Source organism: Rhizobium sp. G187 (genome assembly GCF_051549525.1).
Lineage (GTDB): Bacteria > Pseudomonadota > Alphaproteobacteria > Rhizobiales > Rhizobiaceae > Allorhizobium.
Window position 1 is genome coordinate 48,277 of the sequence record NZ_JBPUGM010000005.1, and the last position, 12,145, is coordinate 60,421.

The following is a 12,145-nucleotide window of genomic DNA, read 5'->3' on the forward strand; positions in this document are numbered from 1 at the left end:
AAAATCACAAAGCCGATTCTTCGCCGGACCTTGCAAGGACACGGAAGCCTTCCATCTGCGACAAAGAAAAAGGGCCCCGCGAGGGGCCCTTTCCTGGTTTGTTGAGATGGGTCCGATCAGCCGTGGACGTCCGGATTGACCGTGACCGAATGCGTGTCGTCGAACAGGACCTTGACGCTTGTGGTGTGGTTTTCAAGGACCACGACGTCCTTCCAGCCACTGTCGCCCATGTCGACGCTGAGCGTGGTATCGGTGCCGTCGGTGCTCAGTTTCACATGCGATGCAGCATCGGCTTCGTTTCTCTGCTCGCCGAGCAGCGTATCGAGAAGGGCGGACACGTCGAGGACGTCGCCTTCCGAAAGGCTGTAATCGGTGATCACGTCGGCCACGTCGAGCTCATGCAGAGCCGTCTCGTCGAAGACGAAGGTGTCGGCGCCGGCACCGCCGGTCATCACCACCTCGCCCATGCCGCCATGGAGCACGTCGTTGCCATCGGTGCCTGTGACGATCAGCGGATCAGACAGATCCGAACCGAAGATCGTGTCGAAGCCAACTTCCAGGAAGTCGCCTTCCGAGCCATCGAGGAAGGTGAACGAACCTTCCGAGAAGACCGTCTGGCCATCCTCGACACCACCGGTATTGTCGGTGGTGAGCGAAATGCTGGCAACACCATGATCCGAGAGGCTCGAAAGCTCACCCTGATCGCTCACACCATCATTGTCGGCATCAACCCAGACCTGCAGCTTCGAGAAGGCCTGATCATTCGCATCGATCTTGCCATCGCCATTGCTATCGAGCGAAGCGAGAGCCGCCACGCCGCTGGCAAACGTCTCGCCCTTGAAGTCAGGCGTGAAGATTTCCGAGCCATTGTCGATCAGGCCGTTACCATCAACGTCATAGGCAAGAATGCCATCGTCGCTGGTCCAGGCGATCTGGTCCTTGTTGCCATCGGCATTGATGTCGAAGCTGACACCGGTGTCGATTGACGAGAGGGCGAAGCCGTTCTTGTCGAGGTCGAGGATGATCGGGTCGGCCAGGTCGGCAAAATTGGTCGCACCAAGCTTACCGTAGCCGACGCCCTTTAGCGTCATCACATGTTCAAGGTCGAAATCGTTAGACTTCAGATCAATCTTATTGCCACTCAACGTAAGCGTATAGACTCCCGCGTCTGCAGTGGTCGGGTTGATCGATGAGTACACGACGATCGTGTATGTTCCCGCCTTCATCCCACCAATGGCGTTGGCGATGATCGTTTCTATAGCGCCGTCGCTCCCATCTTTTGTCAGATCCGGTGATACGCGGCTTCCCAGGATTTCAATCACGTTTCCGGGCTGAATTTGGTCGGAAAACTTGTTCGGATTCAAGTTCACTTGATTGCCAGAGTCATCGACTGCCCTGAATCCGCTGGATATATTGTTATTGTTGAGAAGCACTCTAACCTTATCAATAGCTGCGTCGAAATTCTTCACGACGGCAAAGCTATCGTGATCATTGCCAACCGTCCCGTGACTGAAAACGATCTCATCCTTTTCAGCATTGTTGCCAAGCGTAATGTCCCACGACTGATCTGCAACGCCGCCATCGATCGAAATACTGAAACCCTCAGACTGATTCTGCAGATTAAGGATATCAGTAGCGGAAGTTAGCTCAATTTTCTCAACCCCAACGATTTGAGCGTCAGTCAGGCTCGCGAAGTTTGCATCCAGATACAACGTATCGGTATCCGCTCCACCATCAATAACGATATCGCTGGCATCCGCGTGCAGCCAGTCTTGTCCATCGCCACCATAGAGGCGATCCTGTCCCTCGTCGCCGTAGATATCGTCATTGCCGCCGTTTCCGAGCAGCACGTCGTTGCCAGCAGCGCCCTTCAGAGTTTCATTAGCGGATCCACCGACTAGAATCTCGGAAGTCGATTTACCTTGTAGCGTGTTGCCGTTCTGCCGATCGATGGTGACCTTCGCAGTATCGGTCGTTGATCCGTCAAACAAAGTATATTCGAAAGAGCCGCCACGGGTCTGATCATCATTAAACTCAACCTTTGAGGACGAGTTGGTAACAACACCGCCAATTGAGTTGGAAACCCCGGAAATCGACAGCGTATCCAAAGTATTGCTGTCTGAGTCGTTAAGAAGCAGCGCCCACTTTGGAACGTCGACCGGGTCTTGGTTCGTGATGACAATATCATCCCCAGCCACCGGCGGCAGATTGTTCGGAACAACCGCAGCCGTCGCAGTGCTGGTGACACTCTCGCCAAAGCCCTGACCATCGGTGTAGACGACCTTAACCGATACCGTCTTTCCGATGTCGGAACTGGTCAGCGTGTAAGTCGCGCTGTTACCTCCCACAGGGGAGCCGTTGCTCATCCACTGGTAAACAATACCCGACGGCGCACCATCGGGATCATCACCGAGCGTCACCTGAAGGACATCGCCGACCTTCGGGGCCGTCGCAGTCTGGGTGACATTGGTTAAAGTGATCAAGGCAGATCCGTCATTCTTCGGGGAAACCGCCAGAGTCACCGTCGCGGTGGCAGCAGGCGAAACATCCTCATTGCCGTCCTCGAGGCTGACCTGGAACGAGCCGGAGGATGTCTCAGTTCCATTGTGAAGGAACTCGACCTTTCCATCGAGCAGTTGCTGCCCGGTGAAGGTATTGGACGCTGTTCCGTTGACCAGGACAGTTCCATTGACCGCACCAGAAACCGTGAAGGTCACGTCAGTCGCCGTATCGTCGACATCCTTGAAGCCAAGATCAGCAGACGTGACGGTAACCTTGCTCCCTTCTTCGACGGACAGCTTGAGATCACCATCGATCGTCGGTGCATCATTGACAGGCGTCACGGTGACTGTGGCCGTGGCCGTTGCTGTGCCACCCTTACCGTCGCTAACACTGTATTCAAAGCTCGCTGTCCCAAAGAAATCGAGGGCGGGGGTGAATACGACGGCCCCGGAAACCAGAGCGACACTTCCGTTCGTTGCGTTCGACACGCCCGTTATCTGAAGCGTATCACCGTCAACATCACTATCGTTGCCCAGAAGCTGGCTCGCGGACAACACAAGAGCCTTGTCCTCGGACGTTGTGAACGTGTCGTCCTCAGCCTCTGGAGAGTCGTTGACCGGATTAATCGTAATGGTGGCCTTGGCAGGAGACGCGTCCTCAAGCTGACCGTCGGTCGCAGCATAGCTAAATGTGACCTTCCCGTTGAAGTTCGCATCCGGCTGGAAATAGACCGAACTGGTCACCGTGTCGCCCAGCTGAACCGCGTGAGTGAGGTCGGCATCGCTATAGAGCGTACCGTTCGTCGGCAAACTCTTGATCACATAGCCCGCAACCGTGCCATCAACGTCAGAACCGGCGCCTGCCAGGCTCACCGTAATCGTTGTGTCTTCATCACCAGAGGCCGAACGATCCGCCGTCGTCGGAGGGTCATTAACCGCCGCCACGTTGATCGTGGCAACAGCCTCCTTAGAGCCACCCTTTCCATCCGAAACGGAATACGTGAAGCTTGCCTTTCCGCTGAACTCGGCTGTTGGCGTGAAAATGATGTTAGAGCCTTCGATCGATATGGTTCCATTCACCGGCGTGCGCACGTAGACGATCGTCAGATTGTCGCCGTCAACGTCGCTATCATTCGCCAGCAACTGGGCCAGCGTGATCACCAGGGGCATGTCCTCGTCAGTCGCCAACACATCGTCCACTGCGACTGGAGCGTCGTTGACCGGAGTTACAGTAATCACGGCAACAGCGGGCGTCTGGTCCACAAGGCCGAGATTGTCCTTCGCCGCAAAGGTGAAGGAGGCAGGGCCGTTATAGTCCGCATTCGGCTTGAAGTAGACCGAACTCGTCACCGTGTCGCCCAGCTGAACCGCGTGCGTCAAGTCGGCATCGCTGTAGAGCGTGCCTGTCACCGGCAGCGACTTGATCACATAGCCTGCAATCGTGCCGTCAACGTCCGAACCGGAAAGATTGACCAAGATCGCTGTATCTTCGTTTCCAGATACAGCCGCATCGGTGGTGGTCGGCTCGACATTCGGCAGTTCCACCTTCACGACGAACTTACCAGCATCGAGCGAGATCGTGTCTCCATCGGCATCAGTTGCCTGGATCAGCGACGAGAAATCGATCGATTTAATGCCAGAACCATCGAATGCCTTCAGGATCGTGAAGCTGCCAGCACCATCGCCGGAAAGCGAGAGCGTGAACACCTTCTCCGTTCCCGCCATCGCCGTCAGCACGTTTCCGGCAACGCTGTAGGTGATCAAGGTGCCGCCGAGCTTAAGCGACTGAGCGGTCAAACCATCGGTATTGGTCTTCAGCGCGAAGGAGATGTCCTCGTCAGCGCCGACCTTGATGAGTTCGTCGAGGTCGAAGTTCACCGAAGCGGAAGCTGATGTGCTGCTCTGCGTCGGAGCAAGGCTATCAAGAACATCACTCATCGCATCGGTCAGGCCTGATGGCGCAGTGACATTCGACGCGCTGCCACCGGGGCCCTCAACCTTGCCGAGAACGACCAAGCCACCCGTGGAGGCATTGATACCAAATGCTTCGATCGTGAAGGCCTGATCTGGCCCGCTCGTATCCGTTTCAATCTTCCCAATTTCGGTGCTGATCGAATCGAGTACGTCATCAATGTCAGGCCGGTTGTCCGTATTGGTGCGGTTTGGCTCGCCATCCGACAGGAAAATCAGCTGGTTGACATCGGCGTTCGGCAGCGTACCCGGTGCGACCGGCATGGTGACGACGGAGTCGAGGTCGACATCGCCGCGACCGTTTCCACTGGTCGAGAACTCGACATAGGCGATCTCCTTGCCCGCATTGGCGTCAAGCCCCTTCACGGTGAGAGCGTAGTTTTCTCCCCACACATTCACGGTCGCGGTCTGCGAGCCACCGCCAACAAAATAGACCGTATAGGTAAATTCGGTCGAACCGCCGCTACGCTCGTTATCGAGTGTGAAGACGGCAGACGAGACAGCAACACCGTTGAAGTTACCGGCATTGTTATAGCCATTGGCAACGCCGAAGTCATTGAACGCACCGAAATCGACGCGCAGGACTTCATTGGCCTCGATATCGGTCCCATAGTCGTTGTTGCCTTGGCGGTCGACACCCCAGCCGTTTGTCAAATCGCCGCTTGCGTCCTGGAGATGCCCATTGGCCGAGGCGGGAGAAATCCAGCCAGAAATCAACGCGATCTGCTGCGTGTTTGTGCCAACGATATAAGCGGTATCGTTGTTTCCAGACTGCTGATTGCCATTGTTGTCGTTGGCGTCGAAAGCGTCGATGACGCGCGAAACCTGAATGCTCTGGCCCGGCACACCTTCGATCCATTCCAGCGCCTGCTGGAGACCGTCTTCGTAATTGGTGTTGCCGTCGTCATTAAGCTCCGCGACGTCCTTCAGCGCCTGCGCAAGGGCTGTCGGCTTTTCCTCGCCGTTGACGATCAGGTCGTAAGTCCCGACGACCGAGCCGCTATCGCCGAATTCGACGATATGGACGCGCACGTCCTTGGCACCAGAGTCAGCCAGCTTGCCCAGGAAATCCTGAACCTGCGCCTTGAGAGAAGCGAGATTTGCATCGAGGCTGCCAGATGTATCGAGTACGAGGACAAAATTGGCAACCTTGGTCGCAACTTCTTCGCCGCCGACCGGTGCTTTGACCGATACTGCCTCGATTTCCGAAGTCACGGACGGAATGTCATCTCTGATATCGATCACCAGCTTGCCGGCATCAAGCGTCGCCGTATCCCCATCACCATCCTTGCCGATGATGAATTGCGACAGGTCGAGCGACGTCAGGTTCTCGGTGTTGTCTCCTACTTGGCCATCAAGCGTCGGATGGTCGATCTGGTCCATCAGCTCGAAGCGGTAGGAACCATCACTATTGACCTTGAGTTCGAAGACGACCCGCTCCGGTGTGCCGGCAACGTAGCCGGTCAGCGTATCACCAGCGACCTTGATCATGACGTCGGCGCCATCCGAGTTCAGTCCGGAGTCAACTGGTTTCGTCGTCGGCATCAAGGACACCGCGCCCGATGCATTGGCACCGTCAGCGCCGAAATTGAACAGTGACAGGAGCGCACCGGCAGTTCCGCTAGCGACTGCAGAGCCCGTCGGCATGACTTCACCCGACTTGTCGGTATCCAGAGCGGCGGTTGGCAGACCGTCCTCATCGACAGCGAGGTTCAGCGGCGTTGCGGCCTGAACCGGAACATCATCATTTACGTTGACAGTCAGGGTTCCAGACGCCTTATCGCCGTCACCGTCCGTCACGGTAAAGCCGATCGTAATCGGGTTATTGGTCTCGCCAGATCCCGTATGCGCAACAGGTGCCTTCAGTTCGAGGCTATAGGAACCGTCAGCCTTGATGATCAGAACGGCCGCCCCATTCGGGTAGTGCGTGCTGGTCGCGGTGAATGTCGTCGTCCCGTCTGCGGACTTGACGCCCTCACCCCATTTGACGCTCTCAGACTTGGCCAAGCCACCTTCCGAGAAGATCACATTGAATGTACCGCCGGAGATCTCGACCGACTTGACGCCATCGGCGCCTGCGGTGAACAGCGAACCGGCGATGCCCGTCGCCTTCAACGCGTTGGCGACACCATCTGCGGGAAGTTCGTTGCCCGCAAAGAGCGTCTGCGCCTCATCATCAAGCGTGGTGGAGGCATTAACCACCGACTGGACCACCGGCATATCATCGTTCACCGCGATCTTCAGGTAGCCCGATGCCTTGTCACCATCGCCGTCGATCACCGTGAAAGCGAATGGCAAGAGCGTCGTATCTTCCAGCGAAGATGAGGAAAAGTTGTGCGCAACCGGCACCTTCAGTTCGAAGCTGTACGAACCGTCAGCATTAATGACCAGCATCGCGGCAACCTTGCCGGAGATATCGCCAACAGCAAAATAGGCTGTATTGCCACTGCCGTCGCGGTTCCCACCTACCCAGCAGATGTCTTCTGTCTTGGCAAAACCGCCGTCGTTGTAGATTACGCGGAAATCGGGACCATCGACCCTCACATAGGTCACGCCATCAGCGCCGCCCGAGAAGAGAGCGCCCTTTTCGCCCGTCACCTTAGCAACGCTCGGGAAGACGTCGCCGAAGCCGCCATAGTTTACGGGCGTAAACAGCGACTGCGCCTCGTCATCCATGATCGTCCGTTCGACCACAAGGAAATTGGCTTCCGGCGTGTCGTCATCAACCGAAACCTTGAGGGTACCGGAGGCGGTATCACCATCACCGTCCGTAACGGTGAAGCCGATCGACAGCGTCTTGTCGTCTTCGAAGGAAGACGACTGGTCATGGACCACAGGTGCCTTCATCTCCAGCGTATAGGAACCATCGGCCTTGATGACCAGCACCGCAGCCACCTGGTCCGAGTCAGCGCCCGTCGCGGTGAATGTCGTATTGCCGTTTGTATCCTTAACCCCAGCATCCCAGGTCGCGGTTTCCGTCGTTGCAAAACCGCCGTCCTTCCAAAGAACAGCAAACGATGCCGCATTGATCGTGATCGATCCGACGCCATCGGAGCCAGCCTTGAACAGCGCGCCGGCAGAGCCGCTTGCCTGACCATAGCTAGGCCACTCATCGTCACGGCCGCCATAGTTCACGGGCGTGAAGCGGGTTTGCGCCTCATCGTCCAGATCACGTGCCCAAACCAGACTGTTGGCGACCGGAACGTCGTCATTGACCAAAATGTTCAGCTTGCCAGAGGCCTTGTCGCCATCACCATCGGTCACAGTGAAGCCGACAGTGATCGTGTTGTCGGTCTCGCCAGATCCCGTATGGGCAACCGGTGCCTTCAGTTCGAGGCTATAGGAACCGTCAGCCTTGATGATCAGAACGGCCGCCCCATTCGGGTAGTGCGTGCTGGTCGCGGTGAATGTCGTCGTCCCGTCGGCAGACTTCTCGCCTGGACCCCACTTGACGGATTCCGAGCTCGCGAAGCCACCTTCGGCGAAGACTACCTTGAATGCGCCATTGGAAATCGAAACGCTCGACACGCCATCGGCACCTGCGGTGAACAGCGAACCGGCGATACCCGTCGTCTTCAGTGCGTTTGTCACGCCGTCGATTGGGTCGTTGTTGCCCGGGAACAAAGTCTGGGCTTCGTCGTCCAGCTTGACCAGATCCGAAACGACCTTCGCAACCGGCGTGTCATCATTGACGAGCACCTTCAGCAGGCCAACGGCAACATCACCGTCACCGTCGCGCACGGCGTAGCCAAAAACGAGTACTTCGTTGTTTTCCGGGAAAATGGAGCCATCATGCGCTACTGGCGCCTTCAACTCGAGCGTATAGGAGCCATCCGCCTTGATGGTCAGGACAGCTGCCCCGTTCGGATAGCCAGCCGATGTCGCGACATAAGTCGTCACGCCGCCTTCACTGCGAACCGCCGGGCCCCACGTGACGCATTCCTGCTTGGCAAAGCCGTCGCTACCTTTGGCGATGACGTCGAAACTGGGAAGTTCGACCGACAGGCCCGCCAAACCGTCGGCACCCATCTTGAACAGCGAACCCGGGCCGCCAGACACGGTTTTCTCATTCGGAACATCCAGGACGCCGCCGGGATTGGTCGGCGTGAATGTCGACTGAGCTTCATCGTCGAGGACCTTGGACGCAACCTCGATGGAGATCACCGGCTCAGGCGTATCGTCATCAACGGTCACATTCAGTGAGCTCGTCGCCTTGTCGCCATCGCCATCGGTGACAGTCACTTCAAAGCTCAGGGTCTTGTCTTCCTCGGTGAAGGAGGAGCTGGTCGAATGAACGACCGGCGCGTTCAGGGTCAGCTTGTAGGAGCCGTCGACACCGATCACCAGCGTTGCGGCGCCATCAGGCGCACCATAATGCGCACTGGTCGCGACCAAGGTCACCGTGCCATCCGCCTGGACCTGACCTTCACCCCAAGTGACGACTTCCTGGCCCGCGAAGCCGAGTGTGTCCTTGAAGATAACGGAGAAGGTCGGAGCTACGACAGAGATTGCCTGGACGCCATCCGCACCTGCCGTGAACAAAGCACCTGCGTTGCCGGAGGCCACCTTGTAGTTCGGATTGGCATCTGTCGCATCTTTGAAGATGTTCGAGCCATCATTGCCGGGGAACACCGACTGTGCCTCGTCGTCGAGTTTTGTGGGGGCGTTGACGATCGGTGTCGCAACCGGAACGTCGTCATTAACGGTCACCACCAGTGTGCCGGAAGCTGTATCGCCATCACCATCCGTGACGGTGAAGCCAACCGAAATCTCGGTGTTGTCTTCACCCGCAGCTGTGTGTGCAACCGGCGCCTTCAGCTCAAGACTGTACGACCCATCCGCCTTGATGATCAGAACGGCTGCGCCATTTGGATAATGCGTGCTTGTCGCTGTAAACGTCGTCGTGCCGTCTTCAGACTTGTCGCCAGCACCCCAGGTGACGGATTCCGACTTGGCAAAACCGCCTTCTGCAAAGATCACATTGAATGCGCCGCCCGTGATCTCGACAGACTTTACGCCATCAGCACCTGCCGTGAACAGCGAACCGGCAACGCCCGTTGCTTTCAGTTCATTGGCGACGTCGTCAGCCGGCGAATTGTTACCCGCAAACAGAGACTGCGCTTCGTCGTCAAGCACGGTCGAGGCCGTCACGTTGCTCGCAACCGGGGCATCGTCATCAATGTCGACGCTGAAATTCGCAGTGGCGCTATCGCCATCGCTGTCGGTCGCCTTGATCTGGAAGTTGATGCGAATGTCGTCTTCGCGGCCCTCGAACGCGTGGTCGAGGTTCTGATAGAGCGTGAAGACGTAAGAACCACTCCCATTGTCGCTAAGCGACACGGAGAAGACCAGCTGCGACTGCGACGGGCCGCCTTCGACCACCTCACCAACATAGCCGTACAGGGTCGTGCCGTCTTCCGACAGCCACATCCGCACAGTTTCGCCGTTGTGGGTCAGTTCGGTAGTGCCCTCGGCATCGAGCTGGGAAACCTCAATAGCGCTGCCGTTTTCGAAGCCTTCGCCCGAACCAATGCCAGTGAAAACGACGGACCGATCCGCAACAGACGTGGAGTCGTTGTTGTCGTCAGCGCCCCAGCCAATGTACAGCTGGCCATTGACAGAGCGGCCGCCGCGAGACTCGTCATCGTATCCGTTGTCGTCCTCAACACCGAGATCGTACCCATTTTTGTAGCTGTCGCCGTCGTTGCCGCCAAGTTGGACAACGTTTTCCTCGTCGAGATTCTTGCTCTCCGGGTCGGCATAGAAGATCGGGCTGTCGTCATTGACGTTCACGGTGAAGGAGGATGTCGCTGTATCGCCGTCTGCATCCTGCGCAGTAAACTGGAACTTGATCGACAGGTCTTCTTCGTCAGCCGGGCTGTCACCACTGATCTTGTGATCGAGATTGCCCTTGAGCGTGAAAGTATATGAACCGGAATCCACGTCCGAGAGGCTTACGGTGAAAACGACTTCCCCGTTAATCTCCTCGCCATCAACCAAAGAAACATTCGCCAGGCGCTTTTCTTCACCCCCATCACTGTAGAGCTTGTAAGCAATCAGTGTCGTGCCATCATCCGCCAGTTTGTAGACGAGTGCTACACCGTCGGAGGTCAGATTCTGGTCCTCCAGAGCGTCAATATCTGCGGCGGTAAAAGCGACGCCACGGTCATTTGCAACACCGGTCAGGCCGCCATCGACCTCTGCATTGCCCTTGTCCGCACCCCAGTTGATCCCAAGCGAACCAGACACTTCAGGATAGGAGAATTCTTCCTTCTCCATCCGGTACTGCTCGTTGTCGCTGCCGCCCTCACCCTGGCCGCCCGTGTCAACGTCGCCATTGCCCCAAGGTGTAAAGTCCTCATCCACGCCTTTGGTGTCAGGCGTGCCGAAGCTGACTGCGTCATCCTTCACGTCGATGTCGAAGGTGCCCGTGACACTATCACCGTCTAAGTCGGTCACGGTATAGGTGAAGCCCAACCGCAGCAGATCTTCGAGATCGGATTCGGAACCGCCTGCGGGTGCATCCGGATGATCAAGCTGTCCGATCAGTTCAAAGGTGAATTCACCCGTCTCGCGATTGTCGATTCGGATTTCGAAGACAACCTGATCTACGCCATCGATCACCACGACGCCTTGCAGCGCCGTAAAGGACAGGTCGGTACCATCAGACGGAGCCGGGAAGGTGCGAATAACGATTGGCAAACCACCGGAAGTCAACGACAGCGCCGTTGCGGAACCATCGCCGCCCTGAGTGGTCTCTGCCACATTGCCTGCACCGACAAAGCCGATGCCCGTGATCGTGCCGAAGTCTGGGCCCGGATTGAAGGGCAGAACACCGCTGAAGCTTTCATTGCCCTCAAGGTTATCGGCGATCACGGCCTCATCAAACTCGAATGCCACCGTCAGGGGGGCATCAATCGACGGCGCACCATCGCCCAAAATCTCACCGTCGAGCTGCTCATCGCCGAAGCTGGTGTCGCCGAGCAGATCAATCAGGCCACGTTCGCCGAAGCCGTCGCCGAAGGGGCTGTCGTTGAAATCGCCGCCATTGCTGGGCGACTGGCCACTGGCCGAATAGGAACCGTCGGGGCCAGCCGCGACGTTGATGTTGCTGTCCTCGAGCGCCGCGAAGAGAACGACCTGCGGCAGTTCGACTTCGCCGATGACGAAAGTCGGGATATTGGCCGCGCCGCCCTGGACGATGATTTCCGTACCGTCGGCGAGGACGAGGACCAGATCGGCACCTTCGACCTTGAACTCAACATTGTCGAGATCAACCGTGGCCGGCAGGGTCACGACATTCTTGGTGTCTGGCACAACCTGCGTCGGGATGGCGGCAGCTGCCGTCTCGGTCGGCACTTCGGTTGGCAGGCGCTCGCTCTTCGGCGCATTCGGCGTTTCAGCCTGGGCGAGCTCGATACCGTCATCGGCCTCGCCGGTGAAACCCAGATGCTGCTCGACCGCCTCGGCGAAGTCTTCACCGGCGGAAGTATTGTCAATGCTGGACAGACGCGGATCTTCGATGGACATGGTAACTCACCCCTTAACAAGTTGACCGCAGTTAAATCTGGGGCCGGGGTAAGCGCAACGCTTTCTTAACCCTGTCGATATAACGGGTTATGCTTCGACAGACCATTATTGAAAAATGGGTTAACTTCAGGCTGAAAAACTGT

The 12,145-nt window shown here is 57.2% G+C and carries 1 protein-coding gene; it reads right to left on the reverse strand.

What is annotated here, in order from left to right:
• Positions 1–116: 116 nt before the first annotated feature.
• Entirely contained in the window at positions 117–12,002 is an 11,886-nt protein-coding gene (locus ACSV9I_RS15305; protein WP_438329733.1) for a T1SS-143 repeat domain-containing protein, read from the reverse strand.
• Positions 12,003–12,145 lie beyond the last annotated feature (143 nt).

Bases quoted from the DNA above. Each gene is read 5' to 3' on its own strand.
- ACSV9I_RS15305 (WP_438329733.1), bottom strand. From the start codon at position 12,002: ATGTCCATCGAAGATCCGCGTCTGTCCAGCATTGACAATACTTCCGCC.